This window comes from Methylophaga muralis, from assembly GCF_001720165.1.
GTDB lineage: Bacteria > Pseudomonadota > Gammaproteobacteria > Nitrosococcales > Methylophagaceae > Methylophaga > Methylophaga muralis.
In genome coordinates this window covers 1-18,379 of the sequence record NZ_MCRI01000016.1, presented here as the reverse complement: position 1 = coordinate 18,379, position 18,379 = coordinate 1, and the positions used below count along the sequence as shown (strand labels likewise).

The window sequence follows — 18,379 nt, the reverse complement described above, 5'->3', positions numbered from 1 at the left end:
CTTTCCTAATCTCTGCGTAGGGCGTCAGCCACATTATTGACTTCTCTGGCAACACGCTGTTCCAGCTGAGTAATGAAATAGAGCCCTGATAAAGCGGTCAGCAGGCCGCCCATCGTTGTAATCAATGCCACTGAAATGCCACCAGCCATACCGCGAGTGTTGCCCGTTCCGAAAACGGTCATAACATCAAATGTCTGGATCATGCCATTTACCGTGCCTAATAAACCCAGCATCGGCAATGCGACGGTCAGCGTACGAATTAAAATCAGAAACCGCTCCAACATAACCCGGCTTTCGGCAATCATGCCCTGACGGATTTGTTGCGCATACCAACTGCTTAAATCTTGACGCTGATGCCATTCATCCATCATCTTGCGAACTTCACGTGGATGTAAAAACCAAATAAACACGTAACGTTCGATGATCAGCGTCCACATTAAAGTAGACGCCAGCAAAATCAGCCAGAGCACTGTGCCGCCGCTTTCCATCAGCAGCTGTATTTGAAAGAAATTATCCGTCACGGTGCAAGGTTTGAGCTTCAGCGTTACGTGCCACTATCGCTGCACTTTCTTCATCAAGGATCTGAATCAACCGATTACTCTTACTTGATAAAGCGCTATGAATTAACAAAATCGGAATAGCTACGGCCAATCCTAACTCCGTCGTCACCAAAGCCTGTGAGATACCACCAGACATCAGTTTTGGATCACCAGTACCAAATAAAGTGATGGCCTGGAAGGTTTCAATCATGCCGGAAACCGTACCTAATAATCCCAACATTGGGGCAACGGCCGCCAAAATTGCCAGTGTTATCAAGCCACGTTCAATACTTGGAGTTTCTCTTAGGATGGCTTCATCCAGTTTCAGAGACAAAGTTTCTACGTCTTGGGCAATCTTGTCGCTGTAAACAGACAAAATACGACCCAGTGGGTTTTTCAGATTCAATTCTTTGGTTTTTTGCTGTTTGCTGACACCGCGTTCCAGACGTATTAAGGTCACAAAGCGAATCAATGCAATCAATAAACCAATCGCACCCAAAAACAGGATGATGTAGCCAATCCAGCCACCTTGTTGGATACGCTCACGCAAGTCCGGTGTTTGCACAAGTAACGCCATGATGGCGCCGCGAGTCGGATCAACCACCACGGTTTTTAATTCACCGGCATCACTGTTTTCAAACGCTTCAACCTGATCGCGTAAACGTTGTACAGGTTGTCTGGCCAGTTCCACCAGAGTGCGGTTTTCAGACATGTAACGCAGGAATTTGCCATCACTAAATGCGGTAAACACACCGACGCGTGTTACATCTCTTTCGGCAACTTCACCGTTGGCGGTGATAACTTGTGCTTTAAATTGCTCAACTTTGCCGGAATGTGTCATCTCGTGTTGCAACACTAACCAGAGCTCGCGTAACTCATCGATAGTCGGCTGCTGTTTACGTTCACTTAAACCTGTCAGAAAAGCGACACGTTCTGGGTATTGAACGGTGGTCATCGAGGTTTCAATAACGGCACGGCTGTCATTCGCCATTTGTCGGACGGAGCCAAATAGTTCCCCCAATGAGCCTGAACGTTCCTGTAATTGGGACTCTTTTTCCGCTAATTTGAATTCATTCTCTTCAAATTCATCATTAAGCTGCTCAGTTCGACGCTCTTCTGCCGCTAAATCGGCTTTGGCCTCCGACAGTAGTTGGGCTTGACGATCGCGGGCCTGAAGAAATTCTGCTTCACGAATTCGATTTTGTTCTTGTTCAATCAACCGCTCACGTTTAACTTGATCGAATAACTGATCAAGGTTCACTGGTTTATCATCGGCAACAACGGCCAGCGGCAACAACAGTAAAGAAATTATAAAAATAGAAATGTTTCTCATTGGATCGCCTCTGGCGTTTTGACCGGCAGGGTTAACAGATCAGGTGGTAACTGTTTACGAGCCACCTTCAGACCTTGTACAACAGACTGAATTGAGTCCCGCGGAAGCTGCTGCCAGCTTCTTGTATCCTGATCCCACATACCCGCTTCACGTTGATCCAATGTCAGGTAATAAAGACCTACTCGCCCTACCCGCAGAAAATCAACGGTGCGACTGCGATCTTCAGTTTCCATTTCTCCTTGATAAGCTTCCAAGGTACGGCCATATTCAGTTTCGACCTGATATGCCTCAAAAATGCGACGGAATTTTTCAGCCAGATTCACATCGGCGCGAGCATCATCGTTTTTAATTGTTCAACACGACTCGCACGTTCCTCTGGCAGAAATGGACTATCCAGCTCAACAAACTGTTCAATCACTTCGACCATTTTGATCATCAGGGGAACGATGTCACGCTGCGTGGTATCAATATTAGCTAACTGCGCATCAACTGAAACCAGCTCTTCTTGTTGCGAGGATACTAACTGTTCCAGCTGACTGTTATAAGCCGCCAGACTTTCTTTCTGATTCAGCACGCTACGATATTCGGCTAACAGCTCACGAGTTTCATCATCCAGGCTGTCAATTTGTTGCTGAGTACGTTGAGCCGCGGTATCAGTTTGTACCTGTTGATCCACGGCTTGGTCCAATGCGCCGGAATAGGCGAAAGTAGGCACCAACCAGATGCCAAGCAAGCAACATAGTCGGCTGAGATTGAATTGCATAAAGTTTTCCTTGTGTTACCGGATGTCGGCGGTGGAAATTAAAGCGACATCTTATAAGAGAAAACGCATAGAGGGAAGCCTAAATGCGATCTCTTATCATTTAGACGAGCAATGGAGAAAAAAAGTGTAAAAAAAAGACAAAAAAAAGCCAGACCGATTGGGTCTGGCTAAACCTTCATAGAAGGAGAGAGAAATATAAGACAATAGAAGCTGAACATTCCTATGGACTTGTGATACAGCTTACTGAATGCAAGCCCATTCGCCATGAGCGACTTCTCCTTTTAAAACGGGAATATGTTCCTTTTCAAAAACATACATGTAATACAGACGCTTAGGACGATAAACCATGACTGATTGCAAATCGCATCAGCTCAGCAGTTTTATTGATGTCCAGCTTGCCTTTTATTTGTGTCAGGTTATTAGCGACCGTCTTATAACTGATGCCTAAAACGTCCGAAATTTCATTCATGCTTTTACCTTCGCCGAGTAACCGTAAAATCTCTAATTCGCGGCGCGATAGATCACTTAGCGCACTGGTACCCGCATCAATGTTTAACATCGCCAGTTGCTGCGCCATGTCAGGACTCAAGTAAATTTTACCTTCAAGTACTTTACTCACCGCTTCAACCAGGTGATCGGCAGCGTTGTTCTTGGTGATATAACCACGCGCACCAGCTTGCATGGCACGAGAAGCAAATACCGGATCTTCATGCATGCTGAACATTAAGACCTTGGCAGTATCGCGATTGGCCCGAATGCGACGTAATACTTCAAGTCCACCGACGCCTGGCAGGGTGATATCCAATAACACCATATCCGGATACAGTTCCTGAAACATCCGGTAACCTTCTTCGCCAGTCTCTGCTTCGACTACTTTGGCTGAGGGAATTTGCTGAATTAACTGCCGACAGCCCGCTCTGACAATCGGATGATCGTCGACTACAAGGATTGTGATGTTTGGTTTCATTTTTTATTTTCACTCTTCATAGGGATCATTACCCGAACCTGCAAACCTTGACCTTCGGCAGTATCAAACGCAATCTTACCACCTAATGCCGAGACCCTCTCTCGCATACCGATCAAACCAAAGCCTTTCACGGCAGAAGTGTCCAGACCTTTACCATCATCTGTGACTGTAACCTTTATATATTGTTTTTCACGCTTAACTTCAACCCGTACATGACTGGCTTCTGCATGGCGAACACAATTGGTTGTACATTCCTGCACCACGCGATACACCGTCACTTGCAAAGTATCTGCAAGACCGGTGAAATCGCCAACGAAATCCCATTCCCAATCAATTTCCGGTTGTCGGTCACGCCAGTTATGCAACATATCACGTAAGGCTTCCACCAGACCTAAATCATCCAGAGTCATCGGCCGCAAACGACTCAGCATCTTACGTACTAGTGATTGAATGTGGCTGGTAATCAATTTAACCGAGCTGACTTTTTCTTCGACATCCGGCAATTTATTTTCAATAGCAATGCGTTCGATTTCAGCCAGATCGACTCGGATACCAAACAGACACGGTGCCAGCTCGTCATGTAGCTCACGTGCCAGATCTCGTCGTTCAGATTCCTGTAAGGTCAGCATGTTTCCGGCCAGGGCATGGTTTTCAGCCATGGTAGTTTCCAAGACATCGGCCATATGATTAAAGCGAATCTGGATCGGTTTTAATTCTTTGGCGCCGCCGGTATCCACCCGCGCATGAAAATCGCCTTTTTCCAGATGTCCCAAGGCGTCCGCTAATTGCTGTAATGGTCTTAAACCATGTAATAACGCCAAATAGATCAAACTGGAAATAACTGTCAGGAAAAACAAACCTAAAAATAGCAGAGTTTCCATATCCCGCCAGACCTCGGTAACCTCGTCACTGGGATCTGCTTCAACTACCAGATAACCATAAGATTGACTGCCACGAGTGATAAGTCGTCGAAAAGCGACTGCTTCAGGTTCCATTAATCGGATAAACCAGTCTGGCGCGTCTGGTCGATTAGTGAATGGCACTCCTTCTTCATGACCAATCAACGGTTGGCCATTCATATCTTCAAACCAGGCACGGATATGGCGGGTATGTCGCACACTATCGACGATCAAAGTTACCCGTTCACTCAAATCATTGGAAAACCTTAATGTCGGTAAAGCATTGATCAATAATCCACGCGCCAACTGGGTACTGGAGGCCATTTCGGCAGCCACCGCCTGGCGGGCATTCTGGATCATAAAATAGCCAGCGGCGACAAAGTTGAATACCAGAATCAAGGTTACAATGATCAATAAACGCAGTTTCAGGCTCATGTCGGGTCAGTTATCTCGCTGTGATAGGCTAGAATTATCGCACATCATCAAATCAGGACTCTGTAAATGCAAGCGCAAAGCAATCAACAACTTTTCCTTCAAGCTCAAAAACATATCCCCGGTGGCGTCAATTCACCAGTACGTGCATTCAAAGGTGTCGGCGGTGATCCGGTATTTTTCAGTAGCGCAAAAGGTGCCTGGCTCACCGATGTGGAAGGCAAAAAATATATTGATTACATCGGCTCGTGGGGTCCGATGATTGCCGGTCATGCGCATCCGCAAGTCATTGAGGCCGTTCAGCAAATGTGCGCAAATGGACTGGGGTATGGCGCGCCCACAGCGATTGAAACTGAAATGGCGGATTTGCTCTGTGAATTAGTACCTTCAATGGAAATGGTGCGTATGGTGAGCTCCGGTACTGAAGCGACCATGAGTGCTATCCGCCTTGCCCGCGGCCATACAGGTCGTGACAAAATCGTTAAGTTTGAAGGCTGTTACCACGGTCATGCAGACTCGTTATTAGTCAAAGCTGGCAGTGGCGCATTAACCCTCGGTGAACCCTCTTCAGCTGGTGTGCCTAAAGCGATTGCCGAGCACACCATTACCTTGCGCTATAACGATATGGAATCAGTCAAACAGTGTTTTGCTGAAATTGGTGCTCAGGTGGCCTGTATTATTGTTGAACCGGTAGCTGGCAATATGAACTGCATTCCACCGATTCCGGGATTTCTCGAAGGCTTGCGCGAAGTCTGTGATCAATACGGCAGTCTGCTGATTTTTGATGAAGTCATGACCGGCTTCCGGGTCGCTTTGGGCGGTGCGCAGCAGCATTATGGAATCAAACCGGATCTCACTACCTTGGGTAAAGTTGTTGGTGGTGGTTTACCGGTTGGAGCCTTTGGTGGCCGCAAAGATGTAATGCATTCGATTGCCCCGCTTGGCCCTGTTTATCAGGCAGGTACGTTATCCGGCAATCCGGTGGCTATGGCAGCAGGCCTGGCGACTTTGAAACTGGTGCAACAATCCGGTTTTCATGATCGCCTCAGTCAACAGACAGCTAAATTAGCCAATGGCTTGAAACAAAAAGCCGATGCGGCCGGTATCCCGATGAGTGTTAATTATGTTGGTGGCATGTTTGGCTTTTTCTTTACCGAAGAAAACAACATTGAGTTTTTTGAACAGGTCACCCAATGTGATCAGGAACGTTTTAAAAAGTTTTATCACGGCATGCTGGATCGTGGGGTCTATCTTGCACCTTCTGCATTTGAGGCGGGCTTTGTCTCTGCTGCACATGGCGATGATGAAATTGAAGCCACATTGGCAGCAGCTGAACTGGTATTGGCGAGCTTATAAATGAATACGCTGTACTGGCACGATTATGAGACGACTGGCACCGATCCGCGCTTTGATCGGCCATTACAGTTCGCCGGAGTTCGCACCGATGAAGATCTGAATATCATCGGTGAACCGTTGATGATTTACTGCAAACCGGCAGCCGATGTATTACCGCATCCAATGGCGAGTTTAATAACGGGCATCACGCCACAGAAAGCCCGGCAGGAAGGTCTGACTGAGGCCGAATTCATCAAACAAATTCATAATGAACTGTCACAGCCCAGCACTTGTGGTGTGGGCTATAACAGTTTGCGGTTTGATGATGAATTTACCCGCTTCGCCCTGTTTCGTAATTTTTACGATGCTTATGCCCGTGAATGGCAAAACGGTAATTCGCGTTGGGACATTATTGATATGGTGCGTCTCACCCGGGCTCTTCGTCCGGAAGGAATCGAATGGCCAAATCGTGAAGATGGCCTGCCAAGTTTTCGTCTGGAAGCCTTAACTGCAGCAAACGGTATAGAACATAAGGGGGCACATGATGCGTTAGTGGATGTGTATGCCACCATCGCCTTGGCAAAACTGATTAAAGATCGTCAGCCAAAACTGTATGACTATATTTATCAGTTACGCCGTAAACAGCAGCTTGCTCCGTTACTGAACCTGCATCAGGCTGATCCGGTTTTGCATACCTCACGCATGTACCCTTCTGAATATTGCAATACGGCATTGGTGGTGCCAATTGCCAAAGAACCCAATAACAGCAATGGGGTGATTGTTTATGATCTGCGCCATGATCCCTCTGAGTTACTGGAGCAGGATGCCGATACCATTCGGCAATGTTTATTTACGCCCACTAAAGATTTACCTGAAGGTGTTTCGCGTCCGGCATTAAAAACTGTGCATATCAATAAATGTCCGGTCATTGTGCCTGCAGCTACGCTGGATGATGCCGCTGCCGAGCGGCTGCAAATTGATCGGGAATTAAGTCATAAACATCTGCAACTATTACGTGAGGCCGGTGAATCATTACAGCAAAAATTGCAGGCTGTGTTCAGTCAGAAATCATTTGATGAGATAGACGATGTTGATGCCAGCTTATATGGCGGTGGATTCTTTGATGACAGCGATAAAAACAAAATGACCCTGATTCGCGAAGCAGCTCCTGATCAATTGGGCACGTTATCAATTCCTTTTAATGATTTGCGATTACCGGAAATGCTGTTCCGTTACCGAGCGCGTAACTGGCCTGAATCGCTTAATGATAGTGAGGTGGAACAATGGCAGCAGTTCTGTCGTAACAAATTAACCGCAACTGCGTCGCCTGGACTTACATTTGAAAAATTTAACGCCGCATTAGCGGAGTGTCGGCAGCAAGACCTCACCACAGCCCAACAGCAAACTTTGGACGACTTACAACGTTATGTCACCGAGCAACAAACCGCATTAGGAATTAACTGAACAGATTGATTGGCCACGTTTGATTTACAATGTGCGCATGTCGACTACTGCCAAAATCCTGCTCACTACGCTTAATGCCCGCTATATGCACTCGGCATTTGGTTTGCGTTATTTATATGCCAATCTCGGTGAGCAGCAATCCGCCGCTGAACTGATCGAATTTACTATTCAAGAACAACCGCTAAGCATTGCTGAAAAATTGCTTAGCTATCAGCCTGAGGTTATCGGGTTCAGTGTGTATATCTGGAATGTTAGTGAAATTGAGGCCGTAGTTGGGCTGTTAAAATCGATTAAGCCTGAAATTCGTATTATTCTCGGTGGCCCGGAAGTCAGTCATTCACCTGATTTACCGAAAGTGTGTGAGCTGGCCGACTACGTGATTGCCGGACCCGGCGAACAGGATTTTCGTGAGCTGTGTGAAAAATTACTGCGCAATGAAAATCCTGCAACTAAATATATTGATGGCCGGGCAACACCACTGGAGCAGTTGATTCTGCCCTATCGTTTTTACAACGATGAAGATATTCGCAACCGGTTAATTTACGTCGAAGCATCCCGTGGCTGTCCATTCAAGTGTGAGTTCTGTTTATCGGCTTTGGATAAAACCGCGACGGCATTTCCACTGGATGCGTTTCTCGCTGAAATAGATCAGCTTTGGCAGCGCGGCGTGCGAAATTTTAAATTTATCGACCGTACCTTTAATCTGAAAATCACCACAAGCATTGCCATTCTGGAGTTTTTCCTGGAACGAATGAGCGATGATTTGTATCTGCATTTTGAAGTTGTACCGGACAATCTGCCAGACAAATTGAAATCAGTTTTACAGAAATTTCCGCCCAATAGCCTGCAATTTGAAATCGGTATTCAGACCTTTGACAGTGAAATTCAGGAACGCATCAGTCGCAAGCAGAACAATGATAAAAGCAAAGACAATATTCTCTGGCTGCGTGAACATAGCGGCGCGCATTTACACACTGATCTGATCTTTGGTCTGCCTGGCGATACCTTGGAAAATTTTGCTGATAGCTTTGATCAATTAATCGCATTGAACCCTCATGAAATTCAGGTCGGCATTCTCAAACGTCTACGTGGTGCGCCATTGAACCGGCATAATGAACCCAGTGATTTACGCTTCAATCCCCTGCCGCCTTATAACCTGCTCAGCAGCCGTGAAATCGACTTTTCTACCATGCAACGGGTCAATCGTTTTGCCCGGTATTGGGATTTAATCGGCAACTCCGGACGCTTCATCAATACCCTGCCGTTGCTGCTGGATGAACAACCGTTCTGGCATTTTATGACATTGTCAGATCAGATTTATCAGCGTACCGGCCAAACCGCCAAAATTGCCTTGAAACGACTGTTTGAACTGATTTATGTTGTGCTGACAGAAGATATGCATCACCCGGCGGAACTGGTCAAAGATCATCTGCGGCTGGATTATGCTCGTGCAGGTCTCAAAGGTCAGCCGGATTATGAAGCGCTGCCAACCTTAAACAAACCTGCCAAAGTCGGCACGGCAAATAAACGCCAGCGGTTTCATGCTTAAGCTTTACAATCAGCCTTAGCTGGGAACCAATTTAAGCTGTTGGGTTTCGTACCTCAACCCAACCTACCCTGCCAATGAATGTTGGGCTTCACAAACTCAGCGCCAAACTACGATCAGACACTATCATGAACTCAGATAAATCATTCACTCCCAGCCCCTGCATTGGAAAATGTGGGCTTAATGCTCAGGATATCTGCCGGGGCTGTTTTCGGACGATGGATGAGATATTACGTTGGGAAAAAATGAGCGAAGCTGATAAGCAGGCCACTGTAATCAATTGTAAAACCAGACGGCAGCAACGATCCGCTACACAGCGAAATCGTTAAACAATCAATTTAGCCAGCGTTTTAAATTCTGCGTGACTGGCATCGCCGAGCCATTCAAACAATACTGATTCCACATTACTGATCACCACGCCAGCATGACGCATACGTTGCAAAGCATTGTACTGGTTACATTTTGCGCGCGAACAAACACCGTCTTCGGCCACATGAACACTGTAATTCTCAGCTTTTAGAGCCAATGCAGTTTGCAATACACAGATATGGGTTTCCATTCCCACCAGAATGACTTGTTTGCGTCTGGTCGCAGCAAGTTGATAGCGAAAATCCTCTGAGCGCATACAGGAAAAACAGGTTTTCTCAATGGTTTTTGTACCAATAGGTAAGTTGCTCTGAATCACTGATTCCGTGGGTCCAAGCCCTTTGGGGTACTGCTCAGTGACAATAACCGGAACATTGAGTACCTTGGCGGCGGTAAGCAGAATTTTAATCTGATTCGTCAGGCGCTCATGCACACCTTCAGGCATGGCTTGAGCCAGTTTCTGTTGCACATCGATTACGACTAAAACGCTGTCTTGGGAATTTGCCATCATGCAATAAGACTCCTTAAGCCCTAGGTTCCAACCACTGATTGATTTGTTCAATATCATTGGTACTAACAATACCGGCCGCCTGTTTCAACCTTAATGTATTCACTACATAATCATAACGAGAACGCGAATAATCACGTAATGCACTGAATAATTCACGGCGCGCATTCAACACATCCACTGTCGTGCGAGTACCAACTTCAAAACCTGCTTCGGTGGATTCCAATGCTTTTTGGTTGGAATATACCGCTTGTTTTAACGCATTCACCCTGCTGATACCCGACATCACACTGTTATAAGCTGCACGCGTCTGCCGTAAAATAGCTCGCCGTTGTTCTTCTTCATTTTGCATCGCTTCATCCAGCCGGAAACTGGCTTCACGGGTTCTGGAGCTGACCACACCACCGGCATAAATCGGGATATTGACCTGCAAACCTAATATCTTCTGATGGGTTTTATTGCTACCGCTTAAGTTGCTGTCACTTTGCGAGGTGTAACCTTTCTGGGCGACTAAATCCAATGTCGGATAATGCCCGCTACGTTCAAACTCGATATTTTCTCTGGCAAGGCCGACATTGCTGCCAGCAGCAAGCAAAACCGGATTCATCACGATGGCCTGCTCGCTCCACTCATCAATACTTTCAGGTTCTGGTTTAACCAGCGGTGTTTCATCTCTGAGTTCAGCCAGATTACCAGGATAGACACCGGCCGTTTCACGCAAAGCTTCACGGCTATTTGCCACCAAATTTTCAGCTTCAATAACGGCGGCGTTGGCGAGATCATAAGCAGCACGAGCTTCGCTGACATCGGTAATTGTTGCCAAGCCAACCTCAAATCGTTGATCGGCCTGTTCAAGTTGTTTTTCAATCGCTTCAAGCTCTGCCAGGGCAAAACTCAGATCATCTTCTGCACCCAATACCGCAAAATACCGTTCAGCAACACGAACAATCAGTTCCTGTTCGGCAAATTGATAATTGGCAGCCGCACCTTCAATGGCAATATCTGCCTGACGGGATTGCACAAAATTATTACGCCGGTAAATCGGTTGTACCAGACTTAAAGTGTAACCGTGGTCATTGTATTCACTGGTGCCCCCAAAACGTTGAGATGAGCTGTCACTCCATACCCGACTATTGTTAGCAACAATATCAATCTGCGGTAAAAATGCTGCATCGGCCTGATCAGCTAGTTCGCCGGTTGCTCGTTGTGCTGCGCCTTGCGCCATGAGGATCGGATCACTTTGGACAGATAGATAATAAATATCTACCAGATCTTGAACCGCCAATGCCGGTCGACAAAATACAGCTGCAAAAAAACTAACGATAAACAGCGACTTCATGCTCAATCCTTAATATACGTTCATGCTGGTATCGATTTGCGCTGCCCAGGCGTTCATACCACCTTCAAGATTAATTACGTCAGAAAAACCTAATTGTTCAAGATATTGGCCGACTTGAGCGCTGCGTTGACCAGAACGGCAAATCAACACTATCGGACTGTCTTTCACCGTTTCAAGTTCATCCACATGGGCCGGAATACTATTCATCGGGATATGTTGTGCATTTTCCAGCATGCCGTTAGCAAGCTCGTGTGCTTCACGCACATCTATCAAAATGGCTTCCTGCCCGTGGTCCTGCAAAAATTCATCTAATTGAGTTGCTGACATTTGTTTCATAACACGTTCTCTACGTTAAAAAGTGAATTCAGTTTTTGTTTCAGCGTGCACCAGGGGTGCAACGACAGTTTCAAATAAATTTTCGGTTTGCCATTGCCATTCGCCGGAACGGGTTATGCGCTGCACTTGCATCGCCGGTGGCTGCCCAGTGATTGCAACTAAATGACCATCAACTTTGAGTGCATGAAGATAATCTTCCGGCACCTGCTGACAGCTCGCCGTCACTACAATGACATCAATTCGATCGGCCAGATTCCAGCGATGACTGGCATCGCCACAATGTAAAGTCACATTATTTATACCAGCCGATTCCAGTCTTGAGCTGGCTAATTTAGACAGTTCATCAAAATACTCAATACTAATGACGTTTGAAGACAGTTGTGCGATCAATGCGGTGAAAAAACCACTGCCCGTGCCAATCTCCAGGACCGAGTCAGTGGGTTTCAATTGCAGGAACTGCAAAATCCGCCCTTCTTCCAGTGGTGTCCACATAAACTGCCCACAGCCTATCGGCAATCGAGTATCTGAATAAGCCAGTTCTTTGTAGTCATCCGAGACAAACTGTGCACGATCAATCTGTTGTAAAGCCTCCAGAACTTGTGGATTGGAAACTTCATTGGGCCGTACCTGCTGCCAGACCATATTCGCATGAGCTGGATTCATGGTGGATGTCATTGGTAATTCCTGAGCGTTACTTGCTGCTTTAAATTGGCTAGGATAGGGCCTTTCCATGGGCTGCGCAACCGCAGCTGTATTGCTAATTCAAGTAGAAATAGCTGAGCGACTTTGATTGGTTGCAGAGTAAATTACTAGTGAGTGATCTGTTGAGACTGAGCGTGGATTTTCTAGCAGTCAAACACCAAATTTGTTTTACTTAACCACGCTTAGTCGCACGATGAAACAACGGCTCATGAACCGATTCTCGAGAAAAACGCCAGCAGGCGATCCCAATTGCGACTGCAGAAAAGATTATAAGCACCGCAATATCTGTCCAAATAGAAAAATCCGACTGAGCAGCAGGAACGGCATGTTTCAGAAGATCCACACCATAACTGAATGGATTAATCAGCACTACATACCGCAAAATATCCGGTAATTGGCTCACCGGATATAACGCACCACTAAGGAAAAACACCGGAAAAATAAAGAAATTCATGATTACTGCAAAGTTATCCAATGTTTTGGAAAATACTGCAATCAAACCACCCATCGACGCGCATGCCACCGCTGTTAATAACGCGGGTGGTATCAACAACAATGCTATCTTGATATCAATCAAACCAATCAACAGTAATATCACCAATAGCAATAATGCCTGCACCATAGCGGTAATTGTGGCGGCAATCAGCTTGGATAAAACAATCCAGTAATGCGCCACTGGTGCGATCATCATCATTCGCATAACACCGAATTCTTTGTCGTAGACTAGTGTTAAAGCCGATAACAACGCAGCAAATAACAAAGTCATTGCCAACACACCGGGCACCAAAAATTGCAGATAACCTTCCTGCTGTTCTCCACTAAGCATACTACCGACACCCGATCCAATGACTAATAACCAAATCATGGGTCTTACCATTGAACTGAATAAACGGGCCTTTTGACGGAATAATTTTGTCAGCTCACGCCCTACAACCGCTTTAACCGGTAACCAGCTCATGCTGCCTGCTCCTGATCTGGTGGACAGACTTTCCATAGATACACATCATTAAGATTCGGTTTGCGCCAGCGCATAGCATTAATGCTATTGCCCAACGCTTGTTGCAGAGAATGCAGATCGGTTTCGGCATTTTTAATCAAAAAGCTTAATTGTTCATCTTCGATAATCGGTTGACCAAACTGCGGGGTTAGACGCGAAACCACGTGTTCAACATCCACACATTCAATTTCCAATACATAGGCAGCAAGTTGTCGCATCAAGTCAGTGGGCTTTCCACCTTTTTGCAACACACCACGCTGAATGAAATCAACATGGTCACAAGCGACTGCCTCTTCAAGATAATGGGTGGTTAAAAATACTGTCATGCCATGCTCACGACGCAACTGTTCGACAAAACGCCAGATAGATCGCCGGTTTGGTAAATCCAACCCAATTGTAGGCTCATCGAGAAATAACACTTGCGGCTGATGTAATACACCACGGGCAATATCCACAGCACGACGCTGACCACCAGAAAGCGCCAGCAATTTGGCATCACGTCGAGCACCGAGATTAAATACGGCTAATAACTCTTCAATACGCTCATTAGCCTGTTTTTTAGACATGCCATACAGCGCGGCGGCAAACTGCAGATTTTCATCCACCGTCATAGTGCGATCTAAAGCTGAATCCTGAAACACCAAGCCAACCGAACGTCGAATCGCCACCGGATCAGCCGATATGGATCGGTTAGCAATCCAGGCTTCACCTGCTGAAGGCGAAGTCATGGTGGTGAGCATATGAATAGTAGTGCTTTTACCAGCACCATTAGGACCTAACAGTCCATAACATTGACCCGCTTTGACCTGAAGATCCAGCCCATTAACGACAACGCCTGACCATATTGTTTGGTCAGGCCGCTGGTCTTAATTGTTAGGGTCTGTTGATCTTTCATAGCGGCCTCTGTTGTGAATTGAAAAAACGCCACACAAGGCGCGAGGAATGTAGTTTGTGAGATACATCCATGTATCTCACCCTTTAGGGCTTACGCTCAAAAACGTTCCAGACGTTTTTGTAGTTATTCTAAATGAATGACGAGCAACACCGTGTGGTGTTTTTTCAATCACAACCCGGAGGGCTGGGGGCACATTCCGCTCCACTGCGTTGGAAATGATTTATGTAGAACGACTACACCGCATCATTACCGCCTTGTTGGACAAAATGTGCCTCCAGCAGTGGTGGCTATGAAAGATCAACAGACCCTCACTCAGAATCCACTGATTTGTTTCGAGTTTTTCGGGTTACGGAATACCAATGGCTTGGCGACTTCGATTGGTTTTTCAGACTCCCGACGCCCACGTTCAATTGCTTCGTCAACAACATGTCGATTAGGAGATTTACTACAAACCGGATCAGCTGCTGCTGGGTCGCCAGTCAACATATAAGCCTGACAACGACAGCCACCAAAGTCTTTTACTTTTTCATCACAGCTGCGGCATGGCTCTTTCATCCAATCAAAACCACGGAAACGATTAAAGTCGTTGGAATCTTCCCAGATTTCTTTCACGCTGGTATCACGGACATTCGGCAAGGTCATGCCAGGTAACTCACGTGCAGCATGGCATGGTAAAGCCGTGCCATCCGGAGTGACTGTCAGGAACACATTGCCCCAGCCATTCATACACGCTTTAGGACGATCTTCATAATAATCAGGCACAACGTAATAGATCTTCATATTGCCTTTTTGCTGTTCCTGATATTCATGCGCGATGCGCTCAGCACGAACCAGCTGTTCTTTCAAAGGCAATAATTGATCACGGTTGTGCATAGCCCAGCCGTAATATTGAGTGGTCGCCAGCTCGACATAATCCGCATCCAAATTGATTGCCAGATCCAGGATTTCGTCGATTTTATCGATGTTCTGCCGATGGGTAACAAAACACAATACCATCGGATAACCCGCAGCTTTAACCGCTTTGGCCATTTCAATTTTATGTTGAAATGCATCGGTACCGGCAATCAGATTATTCAAATCCTCTGAACTTGCCTGGAAACTAACCTGGATATGATCCAGTCCGGCTTCTTTAAATGCGATAGCTTTACTTGAATCCAAACCAATACCAGAAGTAATCAAATTGGTATAAAAGCCCAAATCACGTGCAGCACGAATTAATTCAATTATATCCGGGCGGGCTAGAGGCTCACCGCCCGATAAACCAAGTTGTGTCGCTCCCATTGCCCGGGCTTGTTTGAATACATCAATCCATTCCTCGGTGGTCAATTCGCTTTTGATTTTGGCGAAATCCATCGGGTTTGAACAATATGGACATTGTAACGGACAAGCATAAGTCAGCTCAGCCAAGAGCCATAATGGCTGTCGGATAGCATCACGTACATTCATCCCCAGAGCACCACCGGTGCTGCCGGGTGCTTTATTCTGCTCTGATCCAGTCGTTGCCATGTGCTTCCTCCAAAAACTGATAGACGTCATCGTCTAAATCTGCGCCATCAAAGGCGACTTTAAGTTCAGCAATTAACTCGCTGACGGTCTGTTTTTTCTCGCTGATACGCTTCAATATTTCACCGGCGGCCGGGTTTAATTTGACCATGCCTTCGGGATAGAGCAATACGTAACAATCCTGCATTGGCTCCCATTGAAAGCGGTAACCTAATGCCAAAACCGGCACACTATCTGCGTTAAATACCCGCTTGGTCATTTTTCAACATCCATACAATAAGGTGGGCGATCTTCAATATACGCCATCCACATTGCATCCAACATGGTCCATAAGATATCCAGCTTGAATTGCAGCAAATCCAATGCTCGCTGCTGCTTCTCACGCGTATCACAATAATCCAGCGTTATTTGTAGTCCGTGCTCCACATCCCGGCGGGCTTCGCTTAGGCGTTTACGGAAATAACGATAGCCACTTTCATCAATCCATGGATACAGTTCAGGCCAGTTATCCAGACGTGCCTGATGAATCTTCGGAGCAAACAGCTCAGTCAAAGAGGAACCGGCCGCTTCCTGCCATGGCGCACGGCGGGCAAAATTAACATACGCATCAATTGCAAAACGTACACCTGGTAAAACATGTTCATAAGAAGTCAGTTCTTGGCGGGGTAAACCCACCGCTTCACCTAGTTGTAACCAGGCTTCAATCCCACCTTCCTGACCTTCAAAACCATCGTGGTCCAAAATGCGTTGTACCCAATGTTTACGTACTTCGGCATCTTCACAGTTGGCCATAATTGCCGCATCTTTAATAGGAATCGCGGTTTGATAATAAAAGCGATTTGCTACCCAGCCCTGAACCTGTTTCTGGTTCAGCTTGCCCGTATGCATCAGTTTATGAAACGGATGATTGATGTGATAGAACTGCTCTTTATCACGCAGCTTCTGTTCAAATTCTTCTCTTGACCATGGTGTGTTGTCAGCCATCGTTTGCCCTTTCCCGATTGTTATAGCTCAATATCCATGCCGTCATATGCCAACTCAATTCCTGCGTTGTTCAGCACCTGACGTTCTGCCGATTCTTCATTGAGGATCGGATTGGTATTATTAATATGAATCAAAATCTTGCGTGGACGTTCCATCGAATTTAAGAAACTGATCGTACCGCCCTCTTCTGACTGGTTGATATGGCCCATTTCCTGGGCACGTTTATCACTAATGCCTTCTTTTGACATCTCATCATCAGTCCAAACCGTGCCATCTACTAAAACCACATCAGCATTACGCATAAATTCAAGTACGTGATCTTCAACTACTCCAAGACCCGGCGCATAAAACACATTTTTACCAGTGCGGGTATCTTCAACACGAATGCCGACGTTGTCGCCCGGCACGGTATTGTGACGATGAGGTGAATAGGGTGGCGCTTCACTCTTTAGTGGCACGGCGGTAAATATCAGCCTGGTGCTGCCGGGATAGTAAATGACTTCAAATCGGTTTTGATTTCGTGCCAGTTGATACCACGAAAATGACCAAGAATATTAAATACCGGAAAGCCAGTGGTCAGATCACCATGTACCGCTTCAGTACAGTAGATATCCCAAGGCTTGTTATGTTCACGCAGTGTCAGCAGACCTGTCACATGATCAATTTGTGCATCAGTAATCAGAATTGCTTTGATGGCGGTATCACGAACTTCTCTGGCGGGTTGTAATGCCGGAAAATCATCCATTTGTTTTTTGATATCAGGTGAAGCGTTAAACAAAATCCAATCCACACCATCAGAGCTGATGGCAATTGACGATTGTGTCCGAGGGCTCGCTTTTACTGTTCCTTCACGCACACCTTTGCAGTTGTTGCAGTTGCAATTCCATTGTGGAAAACCTCCGCCGGCGCCTGACCCCATGACATGTATGTGCATATTTCTCTTTCCTGTCGACTATTCAGCAAATCACACTGATTTATTATGGATCGTCATCGTAACGTAAAGCGGTCTGATTTGCTGGTCGGTTGAAGATGTCCGGGGCATTCACCCCGGACACATATTTGCTCGTTAAATCTTAACGATTGCAGATATACATGGTTACTTCAAAACCGAAACGCATGTCTGAATATTCTGGTTTAGTCCACATAATAAATTCCTCTCTAATAGTTGTATTTAACGCCGCCTGAACGATTCACGCGGTACAAGCATATTACGGTGATGTGGGATAAGTAGCGTCAGCAATTGTCCTCTTGAAGTTCAGGATTTTCCTGAATGGGTATCAGGAAAAATAGCCTGAAATTTTTACTACGAACTTGTTTAAATTTCAGCAAAAAAAAACCCGACATCAATGATGCCGGGTTCTTAATTTAACTTACTTGTCTATTTATTAACTATAGACTTTCTAGCAGTCTTACAGGCTAAATACGCTCAGAATACCACCCAGGTTAGTCCAGCTAGACAGTGCTTTGTAAG

At 46.0% G+C, this 18,379-nt stretch carries 18 protein-coding genes and 2 pseudogenes; 4 read left to right on the top strand and 16 right to left on the bottom strand.

Annotation, left to right across the window (positions count from 1 at the left end; genetic code table 11):
- Positions 1–5 precede the first annotated feature (5 nt).
- The 5 genes and pseudogenes from A9E74_RS08065 to A9E74_RS08045 all read right to left on the bottom strand — a co-directional run bounded on the left by A9E74_RS08065 (position 6) and on the right by A9E74_RS08045 (position 4,936).
- A complete protein-coding gene (locus tag A9E74_RS08065; RefSeq protein WP_245652109.1) occupies positions 6–470 on the bottom strand; it encodes a MotA/TolQ/ExbB proton channel family protein in 465 nt (154 codons plus the stop codon).
- A 40-nt stretch (positions 471–510) separates the two neighbouring features.
- A complete protein-coding gene (locus A9E74_RS08060; RefSeq protein WP_069296120.1) occupies positions 511–1,872 on the bottom strand; it encodes a MotA/TolQ/ExbB proton channel family protein in 1,362 nt (453 codons plus the stop codon).
- Positions 1,869–2,635 (bottom strand): annotated as a pseudogene (locus A9E74_RS08055) (DUF3450 domain-containing protein). Before A9E74_RS08055 ends, A9E74_RS08060 begins: the two are co-directional and overlap by 4 nt.
- Positions 2,636–2,966: 331 nt before the next feature.
- Positions 2,967–3,602, bottom strand: a complete 636-nt coding sequence (locus A9E74_RS08050) for a response regulator (protein ID WP_069296119.1) — start codon at positions 3,600–3,602, stop codon at positions 2,967–2,969.
- Positions 3,599–4,936 carry a LapD/MoxY N-terminal periplasmic domain-containing protein gene (locus A9E74_RS08045; protein WP_069296118.1) on the bottom strand — a complete coding sequence of 446 codons (1,338 nt, stop codon included), beginning with the start codon at positions 4,934–4,936 and terminating at the stop codon, positions 3,599–3,601. Before A9E74_RS08045 ends, A9E74_RS08050 begins: the two co-directional genes overlap by 4 nt.
- Before the next feature lie 66 nt (positions 4,937–5,002).
- Here A9E74_RS08045 and hemL point away from each other — a divergent pair, with 66 nt between their 5' ends.
- The 4 genes from hemL (at position 5,003) to A9E74_RS08025 (ending at position 9,607) form a co-directional block, all read left to right on the top strand.
- A complete protein-coding gene (gene hemL, locus A9E74_RS08040; protein ID WP_069296117.1) occupies positions 5,003–6,289 on the top strand; it encodes a glutamate-1-semialdehyde 2,1-aminomutase in 1,287 nt (428 codons plus the stop codon).
- Positions 6,290–7,732: an exodeoxyribonuclease I gene (gene sbcB, locus A9E74_RS08035; RefSeq protein WP_069296116.1), complete on the top strand. Its 1,443-nt coding sequence runs from the start codon at positions 6,290–6,292 to the stop codon at positions 7,730–7,732. It abuts the gene before it with no gap.
- A gap of 37 nt (positions 7,733–7,769) precedes the next feature.
- Positions 7,770–9,281 (top strand): B12-binding domain-containing radical SAM protein, encoded by a 1,512-nt coding sequence (locus A9E74_RS08030; protein WP_069296149.1) that lies wholly within the window; start codon positions 7,770–7,772, stop codon positions 9,279–9,281.
- A gap of 74 nt (positions 9,282–9,355) precedes the next feature.
- A complete protein-coding gene (locus A9E74_RS08025; RefSeq protein WP_342670169.1) occupies positions 9,356–9,607 on the top strand; it encodes a DUF1289 domain-containing protein in 252 nt (83 codons plus the stop codon).
- Here the strand turns inward: A9E74_RS08025 and A9E74_RS08020 are convergent.
- The 11 genes and pseudogenes from A9E74_RS08020 to pqqA all read right to left on the bottom strand — a co-directional run bounded on the left by A9E74_RS08020 (position 9,604) and on the right by pqqA (position 18,053).
- Positions 9,604–10,155, bottom strand: coding sequence for a hydrolase (locus A9E74_RS08020; protein ID WP_069296114.1), 552 nt, complete (start codon positions 10,153–10,155; stop codon positions 9,604–9,606). The two genes, A9E74_RS08025 and A9E74_RS08020, sit on opposite strands and share 4 nt — an antisense overlap.
- A 13-nt stretch (positions 10,156–10,168) precedes the next feature.
- A complete protein-coding gene (locus A9E74_RS08015) occupies positions 10,169–11,491 on the bottom strand; it encodes a TolC family outer membrane protein (RefSeq protein ID WP_069296113.1) in 1,323 nt (440 codons plus the stop codon).
- 9 nt (positions 11,492–11,500) lie between these two features.
- Entirely contained in the window at positions 11,501–11,827 is a 327-nt protein-coding gene (locus A9E74_RS08010; protein WP_069296112.1) for a rhodanese-like domain-containing protein, read from the bottom strand.
- Between the two features lie 15 nt (positions 11,828–11,842).
- Complete coding sequence (locus A9E74_RS08005) at positions 11,843–12,502, bottom strand: protein-L-isoaspartate O-methyltransferase family protein (protein WP_245652108.1); 660 nt, start codon at positions 12,500–12,502, stop codon at positions 11,843–11,845.
- 199 nt (positions 12,503–12,701) lie between these two features.
- Complete coding sequence (locus tag A9E74_RS08000) at positions 12,702–13,487, bottom strand: ABC transporter permease (protein WP_069296111.1); 786 nt, start codon at positions 13,485–13,487, stop codon at positions 12,702–12,704.
- The gene (locus A9E74_RS07995; protein WP_245652112.1) at positions 13,484–14,308 is read right to left on the bottom strand and encodes an ABC transporter ATP-binding protein; all 825 of its coding nucleotides are present in this window, start codon (positions 14,306–14,308) and stop codon (positions 13,484–13,486) included. Before A9E74_RS07995 ends, A9E74_RS08000 begins: the two co-directional genes overlap by 4 nt.
- Before the next feature lie 425 nt (positions 14,309–14,733).
- Positions 14,734–15,927 carry a pyrroloquinoline quinone biosynthesis protein PqqE gene (gene pqqE / locus A9E74_RS07990; RefSeq protein ID WP_176718912.1) on the bottom strand — a complete coding sequence of 398 codons (1,194 nt, stop codon included), beginning with the start codon at positions 15,925–15,927 and terminating at the stop codon, positions 14,734–14,736.
- Positions 15,899–16,183: a pyrroloquinoline quinone biosynthesis peptide chaperone PqqD gene (gene pqqD, locus A9E74_RS07985; RefSeq protein ID WP_069296110.1), complete on the bottom strand. Its 285-nt coding sequence runs from the start codon at positions 16,181–16,183 to the stop codon at positions 15,899–15,901. Before pqqD ends, pqqE begins: the two co-directional genes overlap by 29 nt.
- Positions 16,180–16,908 (bottom strand): pyrroloquinoline-quinone synthase PqqC, encoded by a 729-nt coding sequence (gene pqqC, locus A9E74_RS07980; RefSeq protein ID WP_069296109.1) that lies wholly within the window; start codon positions 16,906–16,908, stop codon positions 16,180–16,182. Before pqqC ends, pqqD begins: the two co-directional genes overlap by 4 nt.
- A gap of 20 nt (positions 16,909–16,928) precedes the next feature.
- A pseudogene (pqqB, locus tag A9E74_RS07975) lies at positions 16,929–17,653 on the bottom strand (pyrroloquinoline quinone biosynthesis protein PqqB).
- A gap of 328 nt (positions 17,654–17,981) precedes the next feature.
- Positions 17,982–18,053: a pyrroloquinoline quinone precursor peptide PqqA gene (pqqA, locus tag A9E74_RS14050; RefSeq protein WP_081443609.1), complete on the bottom strand. Its 72-nt coding sequence runs from the start codon at positions 18,051–18,053 to the stop codon at positions 17,982–17,984.
- Positions 18,054–18,379 lie beyond the last annotated feature (326 nt).

What these genes read in the sequence shown, in the direction of transcription:
- A9E74_RS08060 (WP_069296120.1), bottom strand. Translation starts at nt 1,872, where the DNA reads ATGAGAAACATTTCTATTTTTATAATTTCTTTACTGTTGTTGCCGCTG.
- A9E74_RS08050 (WP_069296119.1), bottom strand. Translation starts at nt 3,602, where the DNA reads ATGAAACCAAACATCACAATCCTTGTAGTCGACGATCATCCGATTGTC.
- A9E74_RS08045 (WP_069296118.1), bottom strand. Translation starts at nt 4,936, where the DNA reads ATGAGCCTGAAACTGCGTTTATTGATCATTGTAACCTTGATTCTGGTA.
- hemL (WP_069296117.1), top strand. Translation starts at nt 5,003, where the DNA reads ATGCAAGCGCAAAGCAATCAACAACTTTTCCTTCAAGCTCAAAAACAT.
- sbcB (WP_069296116.1), top strand. Translation starts at nt 6,290, where the DNA reads ATGAATACGCTGTACTGGCACGATTATGAGACGACTGGCACCGATCCG.
- A9E74_RS08030 (WP_069296149.1), top strand. Translation starts at nt 7,770, where the DNA reads ATGTCGACTACTGCCAAAATCCTGCTCACTACGCTTAATGCCCGCTAT.
- A9E74_RS08025 (WP_342670169.1), top strand. Translation starts at nt 9,356, where the DNA reads ATGAATGTTGGGCTTCACAAACTCAGCGCCAAACTACGATCAGACACT.
- A9E74_RS08020 (WP_069296114.1), bottom strand. Translation starts at nt 10,155, where the DNA reads ATGATGGCAAATTCCCAAGACAGCGTTTTAGTCGTAATCGATGTGCAA.
- A9E74_RS08015 (WP_069296113.1), bottom strand. Translation starts at nt 11,491, where the DNA reads ATGAAGTCGCTGTTTATCGTTAGTTTTTTTGCAGCTGTATTTTGTCGA.
- A9E74_RS08010 (WP_069296112.1), bottom strand. Translation starts at nt 11,827, where the DNA reads ATGAAACAAATGTCAGCAACTCAATTAGATGAATTTTTGCAGGACCAC.
- A9E74_RS08005 (WP_245652108.1), bottom strand. Translation starts at nt 12,502, where the DNA reads ATGACATCCACCATGAATCCAGCTCATGCGAATATGGTCTGGCAGCAG.
- A9E74_RS08000 (WP_069296111.1), bottom strand. Translation starts at nt 13,487, where the DNA reads ATGAGCTGGTTACCGGTTAAAGCGGTTGTAGGGCGTGAGCTGACAAAA.
- pqqE (WP_176718912.1), bottom strand. Translation starts at nt 15,927, where the DNA reads ATGGCAACGACTGGATCAGAGCAGAATAAAGCACCCGGCAGCACCGGT.
- pqqD (WP_069296110.1), bottom strand. Translation starts at nt 16,183, where the DNA reads ATGACCAAGCGGGTATTTAACGCAGATAGTGTGCCGGTTTTGGCATTA.
- pqqC (WP_069296109.1), bottom strand. Translation starts at nt 16,908, where the DNA reads ATGGCTGACAACACACCATGGTCAAGAGAAGAATTTGAACAGAAGCTG.